23 protein-coding genes, 1 tRNA gene and 3 pseudogenes are annotated in these 18977 nt (G+C 45.1%); 12 read left to right on the plus strand and 15 right to left on the minus strand.

Going from position 1 to position 18977, the window contains the following annotated elements:
- Positions 1–52: 52 nt before the first annotated feature.
- The 7 genes and pseudogenes from T360_RS0113545 to T360_RS16310 form a co-directional block, all read right to left on the minus strand.
- A complete protein-coding gene (locus T360_RS0113545; RefSeq protein WP_081772815.1) occupies positions 53–1960 on the minus strand; it encodes a sensor histidine kinase in 1908 nt (635 codons plus the stop codon).
- Positions 1953–3434, minus strand: coding sequence for a cache domain-containing protein (locus T360_RS0113550; protein WP_036929597.1), 1482 nt, complete (start codon positions 3432–3434; stop codon positions 1953–1955). The genes T360_RS0113545 and T360_RS0113550 overlap by 8 nt, the downstream gene beginning before the upstream one ends.
- Positions 3418–4431, minus strand: coding sequence for a hypothetical protein (locus T360_RS0113555; RefSeq protein ID WP_155949589.1), 1014 nt, complete (start codon positions 4429–4431; stop codon positions 3418–3420). Before T360_RS0113555 ends, T360_RS0113550 begins: the two co-directional genes overlap by 17 nt.
- A 118-nt stretch (positions 4432–4549) precedes the next feature.
- A complete protein-coding gene (locus T360_RS0113560) occupies positions 4550–5254 on the minus strand; it encodes an RNA polymerase sigma factor RpoD/SigA (RefSeq protein WP_028913264.1) in 705 nt (234 codons plus the stop codon).
- A gap of 497 nt (positions 5255–5751) precedes the next feature.
- Positions 5752–5994 carry a DUF4298 domain-containing protein gene (locus tag T360_RS16595; RefSeq protein ID WP_231488224.1) on the minus strand — a complete coding sequence of 81 codons (243 nt, stop codon included), beginning with the start codon at positions 5992–5994 and terminating at the stop codon, positions 5752–5754.
- A gap of 21 nt (positions 5995–6015) precedes the next feature.
- Positions 6016–6240, minus strand: a pseudogene (locus tag T360_RS16600) (hypothetical protein); the annotation flags it as partial.
- 210 nt (positions 6241–6450) lie between these two features.
- Positions 6451–6588, minus strand: a complete 138-nt coding sequence (locus T360_RS16310; protein ID WP_155949591.1) for a hypothetical protein — start codon at positions 6586–6588, stop codon at positions 6451–6453.
- 409 nt (positions 6589–6997) lie between these two features.
- Here T360_RS16310 and T360_RS0113580 point away from each other — a divergent pair, with 409 nt between their 5' ends.
- Both T360_RS0113580 and T360_RS0113585 read left to right on the plus strand, forming a co-directional pair.
- Positions 6998–7372 (plus strand): hypothetical protein, encoded by a 375-nt coding sequence (locus T360_RS0113580; protein WP_028913265.1) that lies wholly within the window; start codon positions 6998–7000, stop codon positions 7370–7372.
- A 207-nt stretch (positions 7373–7579) separates the two neighbouring features.
- Positions 7580–8392, plus strand: a complete 813-nt coding sequence (locus tag T360_RS0113585) for a YqiA/YcfP family alpha/beta fold hydrolase (RefSeq protein WP_028913266.1) — start codon at positions 7580–7582, stop codon at positions 8390–8392.
- Positions 8393–8574: 182 nt separating this feature from the next.
- On the opposite strand, the gene T360_RS0113590 is transcribed toward T360_RS0113585, so the two are convergent.
- The 3 genes from T360_RS0113590 to T360_RS0113600 all read right to left on the minus strand — a co-directional run bounded on the left by T360_RS0113590 (position 8575) and on the right by T360_RS0113600 (position 9798).
- Positions 8575–9000 carry an Hsp20/alpha crystallin family protein gene (locus tag T360_RS0113590; protein WP_028913267.1) on the minus strand — a complete coding sequence of 142 codons (426 nt, stop codon included), beginning with the start codon at positions 8998–9000 and terminating at the stop codon, positions 8575–8577.
- Positions 9001–9247: 247 nt separating this feature from the next.
- Positions 9248–9541, minus strand: coding sequence for a hypothetical protein (locus T360_RS0113595; protein ID WP_028913268.1), 294 nt, complete (start codon positions 9539–9541; stop codon positions 9248–9250).
- Positions 9541–9798 carry a DUF1294 domain-containing protein gene (locus T360_RS0113600; RefSeq protein WP_028913269.1) on the minus strand — a complete coding sequence of 86 codons (258 nt, stop codon included), beginning with the start codon at positions 9796–9798 and terminating at the stop codon, positions 9541–9543. Before T360_RS0113600 ends, T360_RS0113595 begins: the two co-directional genes overlap by 1 nt.
- 112 nt (positions 9799–9910) lie before the next feature.
- Here T360_RS0113600 and T360_RS0113605 point away from each other — a divergent pair, with 112 nt between their 5' ends.
- The 6 genes and pseudogenes from T360_RS0113605 to T360_RS0113625 all read left to right on the plus strand — a co-directional run bounded on the left by T360_RS0113605 (position 9911) and on the right by T360_RS0113625 (position 11541).
- A complete protein-coding gene (locus tag T360_RS0113605) occupies positions 9911–10120 on the plus strand; it encodes a hypothetical protein (RefSeq protein ID WP_028913270.1) in 210 nt (69 codons plus the stop codon).
- A complete protein-coding gene (locus tag T360_RS0113610) occupies positions 10117–10455 on the plus strand; it encodes a hypothetical protein (RefSeq protein ID WP_028913271.1) in 339 nt (112 codons plus the stop codon). The genes T360_RS0113605 and T360_RS0113610 overlap by 4 nt, the downstream gene beginning before the upstream one ends.
- A 249-nt stretch (positions 10456–10704) precedes the next feature.
- Positions 10705–10767, plus strand: a pseudogene (locus T360_RS16760) (hypothetical protein); the annotation flags it as partial.
- 63 nt (positions 10768–10830) lie between these two features.
- A pseudogene (locus T360_RS16765) lies at positions 10831–10971 on the plus strand (DapH/DapD/GlmU-related protein); the annotation flags it as partial.
- A 32-nt stretch (positions 10972–11003) separates the two neighbouring features.
- Positions 11004–11312 carry a hypothetical protein gene (locus T360_RS15885; RefSeq protein WP_051523577.1) on the plus strand — a complete coding sequence of 103 codons (309 nt, stop codon included), beginning with the start codon at positions 11004–11006 and terminating at the stop codon, positions 11310–11312.
- Positions 11305–11541, plus strand: coding sequence for a hypothetical protein (locus T360_RS0113625; RefSeq protein WP_028913273.1), 237 nt, complete (start codon positions 11305–11307; stop codon positions 11539–11541). Before T360_RS15885 ends, T360_RS0113625 begins: the two co-directional genes overlap by 8 nt.
- 109 nt (positions 11542–11650) lie before the next feature.
- On the opposite strand, the gene T360_RS0113630 is transcribed toward T360_RS0113625, so the two are convergent.
- Positions 11651–12307, minus strand: a complete 657-nt coding sequence (locus T360_RS0113630; protein ID WP_028913274.1) for an HAD family hydrolase — start codon at positions 12305–12307, stop codon at positions 11651–11653.
- A gap of 425 nt (positions 12308–12732) precedes the next feature.
- A complete protein-coding gene (locus T360_RS0113635) occupies positions 12733–13377 on the minus strand; it encodes a vWA domain-containing protein (RefSeq protein WP_081772817.1) in 645 nt (214 codons plus the stop codon).
- A gap of 799 nt (positions 13378–14176) precedes the next feature.
- Here T360_RS0113635 and T360_RS0113640 point away from each other — a divergent pair.
- The gene (locus T360_RS0113640) at positions 14177–14551 is read left to right on the plus strand and encodes a hypothetical protein (RefSeq protein WP_036929762.1); all 375 of its coding nucleotides are present in this window, start codon (positions 14177–14179) and stop codon (positions 14549–14551) included.
- Between the two features lie 15 nt (positions 14552–14566).
- A complete protein-coding gene (locus tag T360_RS0113645) occupies positions 14567–15175 on the plus strand; it encodes a hypothetical protein (protein ID WP_028913277.1) in 609 nt (202 codons plus the stop codon).
- A gap of 705 nt (positions 15176–15880) precedes the next feature.
- Here the strand turns inward: T360_RS0113645 and T360_RS0113655 are convergent.
- Entirely contained in the window at positions 15881–16180 is a 300-nt protein-coding gene (locus T360_RS0113655; protein WP_028913279.1) for a glutaredoxin, read from the minus strand.
- Between the two features lie 128 nt (positions 16181–16308).
- Here T360_RS0113655 and T360_RS0113660 point away from each other — a divergent pair, with 128 nt between their 5' ends.
- The gene (locus T360_RS0113660) at positions 16309–16677 is read left to right on the plus strand and encodes a YccF domain-containing protein (protein WP_028913280.1); all 369 of its coding nucleotides are present in this window, start codon (positions 16309–16311) and stop codon (positions 16675–16677) included.
- A gap of 224 nt (positions 16678–16901) precedes the next feature.
- Positions 16902–16975: transfer RNA gene (locus T360_RS0113665), tRNA-Arg, on the plus strand.
- Positions 16976–17262: 287 nt separating this feature from the next.
- Here the strand turns inward: T360_RS0113665 and T360_RS16430 are convergent.
- A complete protein-coding gene (locus tag T360_RS16430; protein ID WP_197019323.1) occupies positions 17263–17436 on the minus strand; it encodes a hypothetical protein in 174 nt (57 codons plus the stop codon).
- Positions 17433–18947 carry a DNA methylase gene (locus T360_RS0113680; protein WP_028913281.1) on the minus strand — a complete coding sequence of 505 codons (1515 nt, stop codon included), beginning with the start codon at positions 18945–18947 and terminating at the stop codon, positions 17433–17435. Before T360_RS0113680 ends, T360_RS16430 begins: the two co-directional genes overlap by 4 nt.
- Positions 18948–18977 lie beyond the last annotated feature (30 nt).

Raw genomic sequence — 18977 nt, forward strand, 5'->3', positions numbered from 1 at the left:
GAAGTTAGATAAAAAAGCTCCCGATTTGAATGAAATCGGGAGTTTTTTTTATTCACTTAGGCAATTCGAGCGTGACGCGACAGCCTTGCTGATAACTGTCGTCGAATATCAAATCGCCACCCAAACTCTTGGCATGTCGCTTGGCCAACGGCAATCCTAAACCAAGACCTTCAGCCAGATCGCCTGTATGCATAAACGGCTCAAACAATAGATTCTCCTGTTCTTCAGGTATGCCCGAACCCACATCCTCAACCGTATAACGCACAGCTGATTCAGTCTCAGTAACCATCAGCTTGATATGCTGACCATCTGAATATTTGGCTGCATTATACAGCAGTTCGCGCAGCGTGCGCATCAGATAGATGTGGTTAGTAAGGATGCAAAGGGTGTCGGATACCGTTGTGGTAAACTCTATGTCGGTGTTAACAAAGTGTGTACGTGTGTGCTGTATGCACTCATGGGCCAGCGCATTAACCGATACCTCATCATTCTTCTTGCACTTCAATGCCTCAGAAGCATCCGTCTCAGAAGCATCAAACAGCATCAGCACCATACCATTCAGGTTCACGGCATTGCTCTTCATCATACTGGCAATATTCTGCAGTTCGTCGTCGCTAATCATATCCTTACTGTCGGCACTATCGCGCAGCATATTAGCAAAACCAGAAATCACATTAAGCGGCGAACGCATATGCTGGGCCACCTTCTGCATAAACAGATTCTTGGTGCGCACATTCTCCTGAGCCTGATCTACATCCTGCTGCAAGGCTTCTGTTTGGCTATGCGACTCGTCAACCTGCTGCTGCAAGGCCTGCATCCTGCGGTTGAGCGAGAGTTGCATATTGGCAAAACTGCTCAGCAAGTGAGATATCGGACCATTGCCATTAGTCCCAGAAATCGACTCATCATAATGGCCTTCAGCCATACGAGTGGTGATAGACTGCAACTGATTGAGCGGGCTGATGGTTTGCTTGACGGCACGATTAATAAGCCACAGAATAACAAACAGCCCCACAATAATGATGGCAAAAATGACATAGCCGGACATACGGAATCCCCACATAATCTGACTAGTGGGACATACAAATGCCAGACTCCAGTTGGTGCCAGGCACGGGCTGATAGCAAACATGATTAACGCGACCGCCTGCGTGCACATGCAGCGAGCCCATCTTGCCACCAGTCATCTCATAGCCCAACGAAATCAGATCGGAGTTGGAACTGGGATCGGCATCGGTAAATATCGTTTTGCGAAACAGGCGTGTGGTATCCGGATGCACCAGATAGCGCCCATTGCCATCGAGCAGCATATAATAAGACTGATCGTAGGGGTTTTCAGCCTCATTCATGAGTTCAGCCAGTTTGCTGAACGAGAGATCGACAGTTACTACACCTATCATACGACCATTATCCTGACGCAACGGTCTGCAGTATGTAGCTATGGCCTGATGATAATTCACCTTGCCATCGGCATACTCTATATATGGGTCAACCCAACTGGCTTTACCCGTTTCTGCAGGCTTCGTAAAGCTCAGTCGCGTCATGTAGTCGTAATCATACTCACGATAGGTTTGTATAGAGTCGCCAGTATTCTGAGTAAAAACAGAGAATTTCTCACCATACTGAGGAAACATGTTGGGCATCGCATAAACAGAACAGCTAACCACGTGGGTATTCAACCTCACAATACGATCAGAAACAGCCTCGATATTAGCAGGTTCGAAGTTTTCCTCCAGCATCCAGGCATTCACATCGGCAGCCGTTTCAACCGTTTTCATATAGCTGCCCACACGCTGCACGGTGGTGTTGAGCAGACTGGCTGCATTCTCCATCGCCTCGGCATGTATAATATAGCGCGACTGAAGATAAAGCAGACCAAGCGCCAACACAAAAATGGGGACTGCCAGCAGCATGACGCCAATACTAAGGCGTCGCGACAAACTGTAATGCATCTTACTCATCGTCGGCCTCCTTTCCTGTTTCCGACTTGGTAAAGTGAGCCATGTGGTTCAGCAACTCTACCAGCGTCTCGCTCTTGTGCTCGATGACCTCCACTTGTTTGCAAATCTCATCCTTGCTCAAGGAGCGATAATTATTACATAGGGTTGTTACACTCTGATCGATACTCTCAGCAGGCAATGCCATTTGATTGGTGATATAGTTGAGAAACGACGTCTTCATTCTGTCATTCTCCTGCACCTTACCATAGGCTGCGCGCAACTGGTCGGCATCTTGATGCAGTTGAGCAGCCTCGTCGGCAAGCGCCGCTTCACGCTCTTTCTGTCTGCTAAGCATCACACGGAACTGATTCTGCAGATTGGCAATCTCATCATTCCAATGCGTCTGGGGCACGTTCTCATTGATTTGCCCATCAGCCACACGTTGTGCCGAGTCCGAGAGCAAGCGCAGCGGTTTGAGTTCGCGCCGGATAAACCAGCGACAAAGCAAAACAAACAGAATCAACCCCACAAACGTGATGCAAAGCACTACAAGCAGCAATTTGTTGTGTGCGCCATGAATATCAGCCTCAGGACAAACAATACCTACGCTCCAATCAAGTTGACCGTTGGAACGCTCTTTCAACTCGGTACGCTGGAATGGCTTATAGAAAATAGTCCAGGTTTCACCATTCATCTGATATTCTTTCATGCCAGTCTCGCCTGCCATCATGGACTCGATGGCATCCTTTACCCGAGGATCCACATCTCCAATCAATCTGCGTAAGATATTGTCTGACTGAAGTTTATCAACATCAGGATGAACAATAAGCGAACCACTCTTCGACATCAAAACACAATAGCCGCGCTCTGACGGCTTGACAGCCAACACAATCTTTGACAACTGACTGATGGAAACATCCACAGCCAGCACGCCTACCCGCTGACCCGACTTATCGGGAAGCGGCATACAGAAGTTTACCAACGGCTCGTTCTCTGTATCATCACCCTTCAATGGGTCGGTCCAGCCCACATAGTCATCATCCATTGGAGCGCGATACCAGATCTGTTCGGTATAAGGACGATTGGTAAACATGTCGGTTGTTACCAAATCGCTCGTCACATCCGTATCAAAACCTCTGCGATGCACATAGGCCATAAATAAATCCTTGCCAGGATAATAACCCGGCTTGAAGGCAATGGCACAGCCCACAATGTTAGGATTACTCAATACCAACTCGCGACAATAGGTGAACATACGGTCGGGATCGTCGAGATGTTCCAGCAAGTCGTAATACACATTACCAGCACTCTGCTCTACACTCAACAGTATATTATCAATATTCAGAACCGTACTCTCAAGCATATTCTCGGCATCACCCACCGCCTCTTGCTTCAGCGCACGATGCGAAAAGTAGAACAGGATGCCCAGAGCAACTGCCAACAACAGTAGCGTCTGACCTACTATCAGAAAATTTATCTTATCCCTTCTGCGCATATTCCACAGGTTTACTTATCAACCACAACACAACAATACCCAGCAGAGCGATGCCGACGATAAACCATCCTACATAACTGAACGGCTTCATCACATCCGACTTGGGCGCCACAACGGCCACCGTCCAGTCGATGCCATCAATCGGGCCATAATATACAAATGAAGGCACACCAGCCACATCCATCTCTATCATACCGGCTCGCTGCAGCTGAAGATTCTGCAGAACGTCAGGGTCGGTGATAGAAAACTGCTTGCCATCAGGATGAACAATGCATGAACCTTCGCGATCGAACACCACCGAGAAGAACTGGAAATCGCGCATCAGGTGATATTTATTGATATTCTCATTATTGCCGCACCAATTATCAATGCGCTGTAATGCCTTAGTGAGCCACTCAAAAGTGATGTCGGCACCACAAACACAGGCCAAACTGCCATCTTCGGTAAACACCGGCTTGACATAAGTGCAATAATGACCACTAATGGCGGTACCATCATAATAGTAATAAGGATCTGACCAGAAACTCATCTTGATATCCTTGGCACGTATATACCAAGCCGACTGGGTGTAATCGTGACGAGCGGAACCCACCTGAGACATCTGAAAACTAGAACTGTCGGTGTGATGCACATAAGGCTCATACCACCTACCCTTCTGTGGGAAGAAGTTAGGCTCAAATGCTGCAAAATAACCACGCACATCGGGATTAAGCACCGCCTCGCTCTCTAGAGCCTGCACCACCGACTCTGGCGAATCCATGTGTTTCTCAATCTCATAAAATACATTGGTAGCACTCATCTCCATACCATGTATAGTCTTGGTGAGCTGAGTAGATACCGCACTCTGCAAGCCTGCATAGCGAACATTGGTCTCGGCACGCATGGCCAGGTAGAAAGCCCAATAAGATGTGCCGCCAATCAATAAAACGATCAGCGACGAAGCAATCAATATATACCACCTTTGGCGCTTAGTAACGATTATAGTTTCTTGTTTCACGATTACAACATTTAAAAGTCATCTCGTAATATTACTGCAAATATACACATTTTCAAGATGACTTCCAAATATTGCGCAAAATTTAACTTTTTTAAAACATTCGGAGAGGTATGCGAAATCATAGTGCCTTAAGCTTGTTGCGATAGGCTTTACGCAACTTACGAACTGCCTTGTCGCGAATCTGGCGCACGCGTTCGCGCTTCAGTCCCAAATCCTCGGCTATCTCAGCCATCGTCTCATGCTCCTGATTGATACCAAAGAAAGAATTGATAACCTGACGATCGCGCTTGTCAAGAGTACCCAAAGCAAACTCGATAGCATCCTCGATAGCTTCGCTATGCACACGCTCGTCAGCCAAGGGGGCATCTTTATTCACCAACACAGAGAGCAAACTCATATTGCTGCGATGACCTAATGGCGCATCTACCGATAATGGCTGAGCCTGCTGGCGAACCATCTCCTGCTTCACATCTTTAGGAATCTGATACAAACCGCCCTGCTGATCGATAGCTTTCTCGATGGCCTGACGGATGTAAACCACAGCAAAGTTGACAAAGCGCACACCCTTGCTGGCATCAAACTTGGCAGCCGCTTTCATAAGCCCCAGATTGCCTTCGCTCACCAGATCTTCCATATCGACGCCCTGCCCCTTGTACTGGCGAGCCACAGATACCACAAACTTCAGGTTTGCCTCTATCAACTTAGACAGCGCACGTTCGTCACCCTTAGCAATACGCTCGGCCAACTGGCACTCTTCCTCATTGCTCAGCAACTCCTCACGTCCTATCTCATCCAAATATCGGTTCAAAATAGAATCTTCCATACATTATATATATTTAGATTGCAAAGTTACGAATTAATTTCCACATATACAAAATTCATATAGGTAAATTCATTTTGTTTAAAACTTGAATAAAAGAAAAAAGGCTCGTTTCACAACGAACCTTTTCCCCAAAATTACTTAAAAAACTAAATTAATCAACCATAAACCTTAACCATTAAAATCTTTTTCTGCTGCAAATATAAATCGAATATTTGGAATGGATGTTTATTTTCAGTTATTTTATGTTCAAAATGCGTTAAATCGCGAATTTTAAACACTTTCTATGCGATTTTAAACATTTTAACCATGTTTTTAAGCGTTTTTCGCGACGAATCACACTCATATTCTGTCCTATTTACATATTTTAACGATACCATCTCCCATCGATGCTGCAAGCAGCACTCTCATCCTGAGGTCGTGGCTCCAGGCCAACATCTTTAGAGTAGAGCTTAACCCTTTCTCCATTCGGCCGCGCTGTCATCTGACAGATCGTTCCTTCATTGTATTTTCTTTTGAATTTCACGATAATCGGAAAAAAGATTCCAAATACCATCTTCTGACAGTACTCCGCGTTTAAGGTCGGAGGGAAGAATCCCTGCTTCATCGGCAGCAAAGTCCTGTTTCCACAACTCGCTGCCATAGTATTTGCTGAGTTCGACAACATCTTCTTTGACAGCCTTCAACGAAACAGCAGCCCCATCCTTAATAGCAACCAAGACTCTATTGAAGCGTTGCTCCATCCACTTGATGCGCTCAATTTGTAAAAGCTTACAAATCGCATCCTCTCTGATGACTTTGGGAGCCGCTTTACCCGCCAGCACCAACACCTTCTTACCATTACGGTAGATATGAAGCTGACGCGAACGGACTACTGCCGAAACCTCAGCATCATCCTGTATAGCCAGCCACAACGGATGATAGATACCATCCTCCTCGAACAGCTTCCGCTGCAAGTGCGAGCACATATTTGTTGTATCTACTGTCATCATATTAACTAAATACATATAAATCTGTGTGCAAAATTACCACAAAATGAAGTAAAGTCAGTATCTTTGCAGCATATTTTGAGAATTATTAGGAATTGACATAGATGAAAAGCAAAACTTACCAGATTGCCTCCGACATCCAATGGGAAGATGCCGGCAAAGGTGTTGTCCGTCAGATAATGGTATACGATGATTTGTAACTAGATAAGCTTATGCAACGGCACCTGGCAGGGCATCCATTTCTGTGAGTATCGTAATCATGGTGGCGCAACAGAACTCGTTGTAACCATCATAGGAGAATAGAAGATAGAGAAAAAAATACCATAAAATAGGGATTGCAAGATTCATTTTTTTGTCGTACCTTTGCACCGATGAATTATTTTTTTGATTGTTTTAAATAAAACTATTATGGTTACAAACAGCTCTAATCTTTACCCGCAGTATAAAGACTATACGCAGGACGACCGAGAAGATACCAGTAAAAACACCCAGCTTCTCGGAGGGGAACTATGGTACGAATAATTCCTTCTACAATTGATGAATAGGCAGCCCCAAAATAATCCGGCTGCCTATTTTTTTGCCTCATCCCAGGCTCGCCATTACTATTAGTATATGGCAGCTATGAGGGAATCCCCTACTACACTTTAGGGAAACACACCGCACGGAATAGGAATTTTCATTTCCAAATTCCCCATAATCGTCCTATCTTTGCACTGTGATTCAGAACATAAGTTGAACAATTTAAAAATTGACGATTATGAAGAAGATGATGAATAAAGTGATGGCAACCATGATAATGGTACTCACAGCAGCAGCGCCAGCAATGGCAGGCAACAACAAGCATTTCAAAGCTGACAAGAAGCATAACGCTACTATAGTTGTTGACAAGAGGCACAATGTAAAGGCCGACAAAAAGGTTGGTCACTTTGATACTCGCCGCGCATATCATCCAGACATGAAGATCTGCAGCATCAAGCTGTCGCGCTACGACTCTCCCTCAAAGATTATGGCAAGAGCAGAGCGCCTCTACGGCGTGAAAGACACCAGATACAACCCACGTACTCGCACCGTATCTGTACTCTATGACGCCAAGATGACCACAGTTCGCCACATCAAGCGCCACATCATTTAGTTGTTAGATAATTCTCTCTCAAAAGTATCCCCGACCTGCAAAACAAAATCGCAAGTCGGGGTTTTCACCGCATTTAGTTGTATCTACTATCATCATTAAATTCACTTAAATCTGCGTGCAAAATCACCACAAAAAGCAGTAAAATCAGTATCTTTGCAGCGAATTATGAGAATAATAAGGAATTGACATAGCCAAATATCATACTCTATGCAAAAAATACTTTTTCTACATGGCTTCTATGCCAGTGGCCAGTGTGTGCCAGCAAAGGCTATAAAAGAGGCTTTTGAAGGACGTGCCGAAGTCATCACACCCGACCTCCCGCTGCATCCAAAAGAAGCCATCGCCTTCATTCGTGAACTCTGCGACCATGAACAGCCTGACATCATTGTCGGCAACAGCTGTGGCTCCTTCTATGCACAGATGATAGCACCTATCATCGGCGTGCCTGCATTGCTGGGGAATCCACATTTCAAAATGACGGAGTTCCTGCAGTCGAGAATCGGAACACAACAGTATAAGTCGCCACGCGCCAACGGCATTCAGAACTTTATCATCGATGAGGCGCTGATTCAGGAATTCGCAGAACTGGAAGCTGAGCAATTCGCCTGCTGCAACCCATATTACAAGGATCGTATATGGGGCATCTTCGGCGAACAGGACACATTGGCTCATTTCGAACCGCTCTTCCTGGAGCACTACAACAACGCATATCATTTCCCTGGCGCACATACGCCCACCGAACAGGAAACAAAAACATGGTATGTGCCCATGATTGAAAAACTCATGATGACCTATCTAAAAAAGGAAGATTGGATACGTTATTTCCAACACTTCAAGGGCAAGAAATATCGTCTGATTCATAGTGCGTTCGATAGTGAAACCCAAGAACGTGTCGTCGTTTACCAAGCGCTCTATGGCGACCGCAAATATTGGGTCCGTCCAGAGCGTATGTTCTTCGAAATCATCGAACACGATGGCAAGCGCTTCAATCGCTTCACCGAAATCAATTGGAAAGAATAAAATAATCATCACATGAATCTGGATAGAGCCTCATACGACTTCGGCCTACATCTTAGACGCTAAGTTGAAAAAAGCCCGTCATATCCGCCACTTCATGGCTCATCATCATTTCATATATAAACAAGAACCCCTGGCCTGCATGAGCAAGCCAGGGGTTTTCTACATATTAGGAAGCGTCATCCTTATGACACCTCAATGGCCTTCGTCACTTTCTCCTTCGGTTCGGTCTTTGGCATCGTGATGGTCAGGATGCCGTCCTCAACCTTGGCAGAAATCTTGTCGCGTACCACATCATCCGGAAGAACATAGTTCTGCTCATAATTAGAATAGCTGAACTCACGGCGCAGATAATGACGATGACTGTCCTCATGCTTGTGTTCCTGTTTGTTCTCAATAGCGATGGTGAGGTTGCCCTCGTCATTGATACCTACACGGCAATATTCTTTCTTAATGCCTGGAGCTGCAAGTTCCATGATGTAGGCCTTCTCACTCTCCTTGACATTGACTGCAGGTGCTGTACTGTTGGCACGAGGCATAAAATCAGTGTTAAAGAAATCATCAAACATTGTTGGGAACCAACTGTTGCTTTTCATTAATCCGTTCAACATAACTTTTACCTCCTAATTATATTTTTAGTTTAACTTAATTGTTCTTGATCGCTTCGGCTTATTTGCTTCAGCTTTCACTTACTGAAAAGCAAAGTACATGCCTACAGGAAAAAGCGCTCGTTACCTTGTCAAGATGGCAAGGATTTTAAACTCGCTTAAACGATACTGACAATCCCTTAAACTCAATTAAACATGACTGACATTTCTTTAAACTCCCTTAAACATTGACCAGAAATTCTGTCAGTCTTCAGGTCCAAAACTCTTTCTCGCCAGTCTGTTCCATCTCCCCCTGGCACTTGGGACAGATATGTCCGTCCCACACGCGGATTTTGTCGCTGCCGCATTGCAAACAGAGCCTACCCACTTCGCTCCTATAGGAAGGCGCCACATCGGCGATAATTCCACCCACAACAATATTCTGGATGGTCTTGCAGTCTGGGCACGACACGGCACGGATCTCCTGACGGAAGAGCCCACGACCTTCGTACACCTCGGCTTCATAGCCACATTCCCGACAACGATATTTCAGTTTCCAAGCCATTATAATAATGCAATCAAAGCAATCTGTGCTAAAAATATCAGGGGCAACCCGTACTTGAATTTCAAGTGCATCGTTTTATGGTGCCAGACCTGCATACCTAAGAGTGCGCCTATAGTACCACCGGCAAAAGCCAGCATCAGGAGAGTGGCTTCAGGTATACGCCATTTTCCTTGCTTGGCTTTCCACTTGTCCCAACCATAGACAAAGAAGGTTAGGACATTGATGCCAATGAGTATATATATTATCGTCTCTGTCATGCTCATATCAGGGACAAAGTTAGTAATAATTGAGAAAATAACGTATTATTTTGCCATTTATTCAGCTATTATATGTGATTTTTTGTAACTTTGCCCCCAAAAGGATATAATAATGGAAACATTCTTTCAAGTTCTAGCCGTAATCATCGGTCCTATTATAGGCATTACAACCGGCATACTCTTAGATAATAAGCGCAAAACGAAAGCGAAAACAAAGGCTAAATCCGCTAATGAAGCAGAAACATATGTGGAGGCTGTCATCAGAAGAACATTTGGCACCAAAGATGCCATGAAACTGGCTAAACCCATACCCAAAGAATGACACTCCGCGAACTCATAAACTCAGTTGATGCAGAGCACTATAGCTACTCTCCGCTATTCCAGCAGCTCACCACGACCAAGCCCGAATATGGCACAAATCGTCATATTCAGGTGTCCGAGGCCGATGGTAACATCATCGTTTCAGGTGTTCACGTCGGTTCTATGGGCGACATCCTCACCTATAGTATCGATGTTGCCCCAAACCTAAACGTCTCCAAAACACAACTGCTGGACGCTATCCTAAAGGAACTATCAGCAGACGGTTTCAGCGCTCCAGAACAGCAGGACTTTTGGAATGGCTTCGACGACCTTCAGAAAGCAAAGATTATCAGATAAAGTATGGAAAAGAAATGGTATAGTCGCACAGACATAAGCCCGGAGGTGCAGATGATAATGGCAAAGGCTTCGGCAACAGTCAAACAGATGAACAGCATGACACTGGTTGACTTCAAAGATAAAGAAGCTCTCATTCGAGAGCTGTTAGGAACTGTTGGAAGCGCTCCCTTTGTGGGCGATAATTTTCATTGTGACTTCGGACAGAATATCCATGTGGGCAACAATTTCCACGCTGACTATAATTGTACGATGCTCGACCTGGCGGAAATCCGTATCGGAGACAACTGTCTAATAGGCCCCGACGTTGGTATCTATACCGCAGGACACCGACTGGAGCCGGAAGGTCGCGTTCTTGATGTTTATGGTAGCCCTATTACCATAGGGAACGACGTTTGGATAGGTGGTCATTCCACCATTTTACCTGGAGTCACCATTGGCGATGGTGCTGTTATAGCCGCAGGTTCTGTGGTAACCAAGGATGTAGCGCCGCGAACATTGGTAGCTGGCAACCCTGCTGTATTCAAAAAGAACATATAATAAAGTTTCGAATGACTCTCCCAAAGTTTATCATCACAATGGACGGTGTTTTCCGTCTGGGAATGGTTGAACAGCATAAGGACTTGCTGCAACCGGGCGACCAATGCATTGGCGGTGGCTACTACGCTTTCGACTTCGTTTCCAACCGCATCATCCTGGATAGGGAATCTTACGACTTCGGGCGCCCAAAATGGCACCTGCTGGACACGCTGAAGGTACCATCGACATATCGCGGCCTTCGTATCGTTTACAAGTACAACGATGGCTTTCATGAAGATTTCAATGTGAGTGAGCAACTACAGATAGAATATTATGACTGACTACGACTCTATCTGGCGCATGCAGGACGAGATAAGAACGGTTGTGAACGCCGTTCTGGGTGAGTGTATCTGGGATCTCAGATATAACGACCACCGCATGGCCATCGAACTGGAGCTATCCATTGCATTGGATGATGAACAGGCAAGCGACCTATGCTGCCAGTTCCCCATTGCCGCTGACCATGAAGGCGTCGGCAGCAAAGGTTCGAAATTCACCTTCTATTTATAATTTTTGTGACCATCATAGGAGTATAGAAAACAGAGATATAGCTAGCAACGCAGATTTTGTACAGTATATCGCCTACCTAGTACGCGAAACTTGCAAGGCTCTTCCGAAATCAAAGAAGTGTTAACAGTTCTGCGAAATCGTCAATGATATAGTCAGCACCTGCTGCAGCAAGTGTTTCCCGGCTGCCATTCCCATAGGTCACGCCGCAGGTTCGAGCACCTGCTCGTGCACCCATCAATATATCTACATCCATATCACCTACAACTAGCGTTTCGCTGGCATCAAAGTGCATCGCCCCCAGTGTTTTCAGTACTGGCTCTGGTTGTGGCTTCGCCTCTTTGACATCATTTGCTCCAAGCAGCAAAGAAATATAATCAGCTATACCCATCTGCTGTGTCAACTCTGTAAGCGAATTGCGTGAACGGGAAGAAGCAATCGTAAGCACATATCCTTTCTGATGCAACTTGGCCAGCGTATCAACAACACCTGGAAACGCCTGAGGTTGTATCTTCTGCAGATTCTCATTGAAGATACGCCTGTATGTTTCAGCACATTGATTGATGAGTTCTTCCTGAATATCAGGAAACAGCGTTCTGAAGCATCCAGCAAGTGGCAGGCCAATGACGGACGCACATTCATCCTCATGGCGATAAGGCAACTGATGCTCAGCAATGGTCATCTGCATCGTCATCACAATGTTACGTCGGGTATCGCCAAGCGTACCGTCAAAGTCGAATATGATCAGCTTAAATTTTGATTGCTCCATGTCCCAATATTTTTTTGGCTGCAAAGATACAAAATTTCTCCGACTTCATCGAGGTTTTATCCTTTTTTTAATTTTATCGATTTCGTTTGAAATATTTGATTTATCTTTTTGTTATCTAATTGATTTTCAGTATCTTTGCAGCAGGAACAAAAGTATTACTGCAATGAGTCAAATTTGTATTTATCTGAAGATACCTTCGTATCTCCGACAGTGGTTAATTCATCGACATGGAGGGTATCAAGGAGGACGGCACCAGCTCTGATACAATCAAAAAGATATACCAGCGCAAGCGGAACAGCTACAAAACCGCTCAAAACAGAAAAAACAAGAAAAATATCCCGACTTGACCCGCTGAAAGAAAGGGGAGTTGGCTAATTGCTAACTCCTATCTTTCTAAATATTTCTCTTTCTCGAAGCTATCGACTTTAGTCGCTTTGCTCGTCAAAGAACTTACCCTTTGGCATCTCAGTTCGCTCGGCCACGCAGCAGTTGTAGCGTTCTCGGCTACGGCGCTCACGGGCAAACATCGCCTTGGTGCCTTTCTCATCTTGCTGAAACTCCAGGTGCTCCTCGATGGCAAAAGACTGGGCCATCTCCTCAACATCGAGGTTATCGGTACCAATGAGCGTGAAGGTCCAGTTCTGTTTCTTCAGCTTCTCAATCATCGTGCGCACCATCTTAAGTGTCCATTCCTCTGAACTATTCTCGTAACCGTCGGTAATGATGGTGACAAGCACATGGTCACCTTCTTCTACCTGGGCATTGACCTTGGAGATGCCTTTGCCGATAGCGTCGTAAAGTGGCGTGCCTGCACAAGGATTGTAGGCTTTCCAGGCGATATCCTTGGTCTTGGCAGCTGGCGTGTTGTCGTAGTGCAACTTGGTATGATCGCTATCAAAAGTGATAAGCGTCACGTACTGCAACTGGGCAGGATACTTCTTCTGCATCATGCGGATGGTCTGCAAGGTCTCGTTCATGCCTGAGAACGCTTGTTTGCGAATGCACTCCATTGAACCGCTCTCGTCAACAATAATCAAATTGTGTACTCTTGTAGGAATTAAATCTGTCATAATATTAACTATTTTAAAGGGTGAAACTTCATTATTTCGACATGTCTTTATTCCTTTAAAGAAGTTTTTCGGAAAAAATTAAGCAGTATCGCGTTTTTTTTGTATTTTCGCACCAAAATAAGTAAATATGTACCATAAGCAACTATCTGACAAGGAGATTCTGAGTGGGTTCCGACGGGGCGACTCTCACATCATACGCGACTATTTCTACGGCTACCTGGAAATAGGCTATCACATTTTCGACCAGCGTTACCAGCTGAGCGAAAAGCAGAATCTCGACTTCTTGTCATTAGCTCATCAGTATGCTATCTTTTTGATGGAGCATGAATGGAAACCGTTAGAGGACCACGCACCTTCCGTCAGTCTGAAGACGTGGATCATCAACGGATTCCGATTTGTAGTGCTCGACGCGCTGAAATGGTACCATAAGGAATACGGCAGCATCACGTTTGCGGATTACCTGCAGACGTTCGATATGTCAAGCAATCTCCGACTGCAGTTCAACAAGATGATAGACGATATGTGCGACCATCTGCCAATGGAGCGCACAGACCGCTTTATCATTATCATGATGCTGAAACGTGGATTTAAAGGTAAGGAAGTGGCCATCGAGATGGGCATGACGCCTGCTGCTATTTCTCAGCGCTACAAAAAGCTGAAGGACGAACTCATCACCCCATATTTCCGTGAACACTTCGATATGGACTTTGACATGCCGGAAATTATGCCAGAGTTCGAAATGGTCAAGACATGTGCGCTGGAAGAAGCAGCACCATTCACAACACCAACAGAAAAGGATATGGAAAAGAAACGTACCACACCGGAGTTTATCACATCACTCCAACCAAACGAGATTTTCGTATTCGGCTCCAACCTCCGTGGCATGCATGCTGGAGGTGCAGCCTATGTCGCTTACCGCAATTTCGGGGCCATCATGGGACAGGGCGTAGGTCTGCAGGGACAAAGTTACGCCATACCTACGATGCAGGGAGGCGTGGACACTATCCGCCCATACGTGGACGAGTTCATAGAATTCGCCAAGCAGCACCCTACCCTCACTTTCCTGGTGACTCGCATCGGATGCGGCATAGCTGGCTTTACCGATGAAGATATTGCACCGCTCTTCGAGAAAGCACATACAATAGAGAATATTGTTCTACCTCCCAACTGGTAATCTGATAAAAACGCAATGAAAAAATTTCTAACCATCATCTGTGCAGCCATTCTGCTGATGGCATGCGGTAGCAACGAGCAGCAGCTGAGGGAGCGTGCTGCTGAGTTGTGTCAGTATATTCCTGACCACGAACTGAAAAAAGTCTCAAAGGACTATATGACGCCCGACTTCTATAATGTGTTGGATACGCTGTTCAACCATCTGCCTGAGCATGAGGCAATGGACCATGAGTGGCTATACTATTTTGTGACAGGCAACGGAGGAACGATTGCCGACTTCGAGGTGGCAGCTGTTGAACAGACGGACAAGACGCATGCCATAGCAACCATCATGGTACGACAGAAGTGGGAAGACGGATCGTTGGCTGAGGGTACCGATGTTGAGGAACACAAAATGGAGATGGAACTGGTTGACGGACAATGGCTGATAGCGGATTTCGACGGACACAAACAGGATTGCATCCGGCATATCGAAATCAACCGCAAGGAACAAGCCGTGCGCAAGGCTATCAGCTCGCGCCAAGAAAGAGTCCAAGGTGGTTCAGATGAAACCAGAGCCACAGCAAGAATTGATAGCTTTCCAATAAGGAAGGCTATCAATGACAAAGGGAAAAGCTGTTGTTAATTGAACAGCAGCTTTTATCCTAGCTTGCAGCTTAACTGAGTCTTGGCAACAAGAAGACGCATAGTAGTATAAGCTACTAAAAGAACAAATAAACAAATTAGTATAAGTGCTTTCATGGAAGATAGCATAAGAAGGACATTTGCATAATCAGCACCCATCTCTTCAACGGCTCCTTGATAATACCATTCTGAATCGGTCCACAATTTCATCAGCCATATGAATACACTAGAGTGTTTTAACAGACGCCTGAATACATTCTTGACTAGATGGTATTAATCAAAAATTGGTATGGTCCAGAATGAATCAAGTGCAATTCAACGGAGAACATTCAAGTCAAAAAAAAAGGCGCGTTTCACAACGAACCTTCAATCATTAACTTAAAAAAGTAAATTAATCAACCATAAATCTTAACCATTAAAATCTTTTTTATGATACTGCAAAAGTACAAACAATCTATCTGTCTTCCAAATATTCCGCTGTCTTTTTTCAAGGATTAACCTTTATTTATCTTTGCCATCAAAAAAAGTCTTCAAAAACAAAAAATCATCAAGCGGTTTTTGGTTTTAAATACCGATATTTAGGGATTGTATAATCAAAGGATTTCCTGTACCTTTGCACCCACAATGTTTTAGCCAAAATTATTATCTACATGTTTGAATAACTACCAAAAGAAGAGCCTGTCGTGATGACAGGCCCTTCTGTATTCTAACATCCTCTACCATCGATGCTGCAAGCAGCACCCTCATCCTGAGGTCGTGGCTCCAGGCCTACGTCCTTTGAGTAGAGCGTCACCGTGCCATCCTCCAGCACATAACAGGGAATGCCCAAATCATCTACCGCCTTAGCCTCGTCAAACGCAGGGTGCGTATCACGAAGCTTGATAAACTGTTTCAGGTTCCTGACATGCTTACCAATGTCAATCACTTCAAAATTAGGATTTCCTTCTACCTGCTTCTTGACATACTCGCAATCAGGGCAGGTCTCCATTACATACATCTTAATCATAGTCTCTCGTTTTTGAATTTTGTTATTTGCCGGCAAATATACAAAATAATTCTAATAAAAGCATATTCAGTGCAACTTTTCTCCCGTTAGTAGCGTCTAAAAGTTGAAGACTTTTAAAATTCAAGGATATGAAACTATTAGGAAACATCATCTGGCTCATCTTCGGTGGCTTGAACATCGCACTCGAGTATTTCATGGCAGGACTCATTCTGATGATTACCATCATCGGTATTCCCTTCGGTCTGCAAAGCATAAAGCTTGGCATCCTCGCCCTATGGCCATTCGGTACAAAGGTGGAGTGGATGCAGTCACAACCAGGTTGCCTGAGTACCTTCATGAACATTTTCTGGTTCTTCATCGCTGGCATTTGGATTTGCCTCACACATGCCTTCTACGGTTTCATTCTCTGTATCACCATCATCGGCATCCCCTTTGGCAAGATGCACTTCCGCCTGGCCAAGTTAGCCCTTTCTCCATTCGGCCGCGCTGTCATCTAGAAATGAAGGAAGAAATACGCATACAACGACGTGCCTGGTTGATGGAATACCTTTTTTTATGTTTTTCTAAAGGTGGTGAGTATCTAAAATGGTAGCAAAAAGTAGCAAAAATGGTAATATTTCAGAAAAATATGGTAGCAAAACAAAAAAAATGGGTTCATAATTTGGTGGTAACAAAAAATATATATACCTTTGCACCCGCAAATCAGAAATGATGGAATTTCGGTTCCGTAGCTCAACTGAATAGAGCATCTGACTACGGATCAGAAGGTTGTGGGTTTGAATCCCGCCGGAATCACAAAGAGAGAGGTTTTTGAGACCTCTCTTTTTTGTTTTTATGCTTTAGGAAGAGGTTAGGATAATGCGGTTAGAAACAAAGTCGAATGCATAGTAGCCACCGCCAATGCATTGGTCGCCTGGCTGCAGAAGGTCTTTATGCTGCTCTACCATGCCCATACGGAAAATACCGATTCCCGAGAAAGGCTCCCCTACTTAGGGTCGAGCGCTTCTAATTGTTTTTGAGTCATATTCTTACTGTTTTGGGTGCAAAGTTACAAAAAGAATCTAATATGAGCATCTTTACAGCTACTTTTCATCAAAAAGACTCTCATTCGCTTGTGCCGTCTCTTTGATGGAATCTTCATAGCCTGTCAGAGCTGCAAACGGTGCAAACTGGGCTGCACGGTTCCACATCGACATCTGGGGATGCCGCTTAGACACATGATGTGGCAAATGTATGATATCGTCGTAGTTACTCATGCCTTATGTCCTCCTATCTGTCCATTACGCTCTTTGGCCGTAGCACCCTCTGAGAAGTTAAGACCTCTAAGGATGGCATTCTTGCCAAAGCGCTGCTTTATTTTGAGCTGTGCTTCCTGGATACGGCGTTCCTTATCCAACCGAGCCTGTTCTTCCTGCTTCTGCTTTTCCAATGCATCATAGTCGGTGAACAAATCCAACTGCTGTGGCTCAGTATGTTTCACGTCAGCAACTGATTCTGACACAACATGATTGACAGTCAAATTCAAACGGCGGATGAGCAGATACGGATTCACCAGTCTGTCAAACAGTTCTGCAGCAGCAGTCATCATCAGGCTCGAGGACGACGTCAGCGTGTCGAAGTTCCATGTACCATGGGCATGCTTCGGCACGGCCTTACCATAGTAGTTCGTAGTTATCTCGCCATGATACTTTTCACGTATCTCAGGACGAGTGAGACTTTCGGCATCGTAGCCTACCGTCAGCACTAACTGGTCTGTCACCATACGCTTTGACACCAGATTAAGGGCCATGCCTTCTGCCATCTCCTTAATCACGATGAGAGCCTTTTGGAAGTCATAAGGCTCCTGCAGCACCTGTCCGCTACTAAAGGAATTTGTTTCAGGACGATAGGCTTTTACATCAGCTATGGTGCATGGTTCCCAGCCCCAAGCGTGGTCTATCAACAGTTCGGCATTCACACCAAACATTTGATATAGCAGCTCCTCGTTCTGCATAGACAGTCGGGCTAACTTACCCATAGTATCGATACCATACATAGCTAATTTATTAGCAATGCCTTTGCCCACTCGCCAGAACTTGGTGATAGGTCTGTAATCCCAGAGCTCTCGTCGATACGACATCTCGTCAAGTTCCGCAATGCGGACGCCATCATTATCGGCAGGCATCTTTTTGGCCACAATATCCATCGCTACTTTGCAGAGATACATATTGGTACCGATGCCTGCAGTAGCCGTGATACCCGTCTGTTTCAGCACGTCGCGTATCATGGTCATAGCCAACTCATGTGCCGTCATCTTATAAGAAGTAAGATACGCCGTCACATCAATAAACACCTCATCAATGCTATATACGTGAATATCCTCAGGTGCAACATACTTCAGATATACACTATACACCTTACTGCTTACTTCAATATAGTGAGCCATCTGAGGTGGCGCAGCGATGTAATCCACCGCCCAATCGGGATGCGCTTTCAACTCCTGGTCAAAGACTGACTTTCCTGTAAGCCTATGCTGTGGCGTTTGCAACTGGCGCTGATAGTTCACCTCTCGAACTTTCTGAACCACTTCAAAAAGTCGGGCGCGCCCTCCTACGCCATAAGCTTTCAGGCTTGGAGACACAGCAAGGCAGATGGTTTTCTCAGTCCTGCTCACATCGGCCACCACAAGATTGGTGGTCAGTGGGTCAAGCCCTCTGTCCACACACTCTACTGAAGCATAAAAGCTCTTCAGATCGATGGCTACGTATGTTCGCTGTGTATCTTGAATCACACCTGGTTATCTAAAAGCGCACAAAAA

Source organism: Prevotella sp. MA2016 (assembly GCF_000619825.1).
Taxonomy (GTDB): Bacteria; Bacteroidota; Bacteroidia; order Bacteroidales; family Bacteroidaceae; genus Prevotella.

Excerpts from the sequence above, each read along its gene's own strand:
- T360_RS0113545 (WP_081772815.1), bottom strand. The coding sequence starts at position 1,960 with ATGAGTAAGATGCATTACAGTTTGTCGCGACGCCTTAGTATTGGCGTC.
- T360_RS0113550 (WP_036929597.1), bottom strand. The coding sequence starts at position 3,434 with ATGCGCAGAAGGGATAAGATAAATTTTCTGATAGTAGGTCAGACGCTA.
- T360_RS0113560 (WP_028913264.1), bottom strand. The coding sequence starts at position 5,254 with ATGGAAGATTCTATTTTGAACCGATATTTGGATGAGATAGGACGTGAG.
- T360_RS16595 (WP_231488224.1), bottom strand. The coding sequence starts at position 5,994 with ATGGAGCAACGCTTCAATAGAGTCTTGGTTGCTATTAAGGATGGGGCT.
- T360_RS16310 (WP_155949591.1), bottom strand. The coding sequence starts at position 6,588 with ATGAATCTTGCAATCCCTATTTTATGGTATTTTTTTCTCTATCTTCTA.
- T360_RS0113580 (WP_028913265.1), top strand. The coding sequence starts at position 6,998 with ATGAAGAAGATGATGAATAAAGTGATGGCAACCATGATAATGGTACTC.
- T360_RS0113585 (WP_028913266.1), top strand. The coding sequence starts at position 7,580 with ATGCAAAAAATACTTTTTCTACATGGCTTCTATGCCAGTGGCCAGTGT.
- T360_RS0113590 (WP_028913267.1), bottom strand. The coding sequence starts at position 9,000 with ATGTTGAACGGATTAATGAAAAGCAACAGTTGGTTCCCAACAATGTTT.
- T360_RS0113595 (WP_028913268.1), bottom strand. The coding sequence starts at position 9,541 with ATGGCTTGGAAACTGAAATATCGTTGTCGGGAATGTGGCTATGAAGCC.
- T360_RS0113600 (WP_028913269.1), bottom strand. The coding sequence starts at position 9,798 with ATGACAGAGACGATAATATATATACTCATTGGCATCAATGTCCTAACC.
- T360_RS0113605 (WP_028913270.1), top strand. The coding sequence starts at position 9,911 with ATGGAAACATTCTTTCAAGTTCTAGCCGTAATCATCGGTCCTATTATA.
- T360_RS0113610 (WP_028913271.1), top strand. The coding sequence starts at position 10,117 with ATGACACTCCGCGAACTCATAAACTCAGTTGATGCAGAGCACTATAGC.
- T360_RS15885 (WP_051523577.1), top strand. The coding sequence starts at position 11,004 with ATGACTCTCCCAAAGTTTATCATCACAATGGACGGTGTTTTCCGTCTG.
- T360_RS0113625 (WP_028913273.1), top strand. The coding sequence starts at position 11,305 with ATGACTGACTACGACTCTATCTGGCGCATGCAGGACGAGATAAGAACG.
- T360_RS0113630 (WP_028913274.1), bottom strand. The coding sequence starts at position 12,307 with ATGGAGCAATCAAAATTTAAGCTGATCATATTCGACTTTGACGGTACG.
- T360_RS0113635 (WP_081772817.1), bottom strand. The coding sequence starts at position 13,377 with ATGACAGATTTAATTCCTACAAGAGTACACAATTTGATTATTGTTGAC.
- T360_RS0113640 (WP_036929762.1), top strand. The coding sequence starts at position 14,177 with ATGGAAAAGAAACGTACCACACCGGAGTTTATCACATCACTCCAACCA.
- T360_RS0113645 (WP_028913277.1), top strand. The coding sequence starts at position 14,567 with ATGAAAAAATTTCTAACCATCATCTGTGCAGCCATTCTGCTGATGGCA.
- T360_RS0113655 (WP_028913279.1), bottom strand. The coding sequence starts at position 16,180 with ATGATTAAGATGTATGTAATGGAGACCTGCCCTGATTGCGAGTATGTC.
- T360_RS0113660 (WP_028913280.1), top strand. The coding sequence starts at position 16,309 with ATGAAACTATTAGGAAACATCATCTGGCTCATCTTCGGTGGCTTGAAC.
- T360_RS16430 (WP_197019323.1), bottom strand. The coding sequence starts at position 17,436 with ATGAGTAACTACGACGATATCATACATTTGCCACATCATGTGTCTAAG.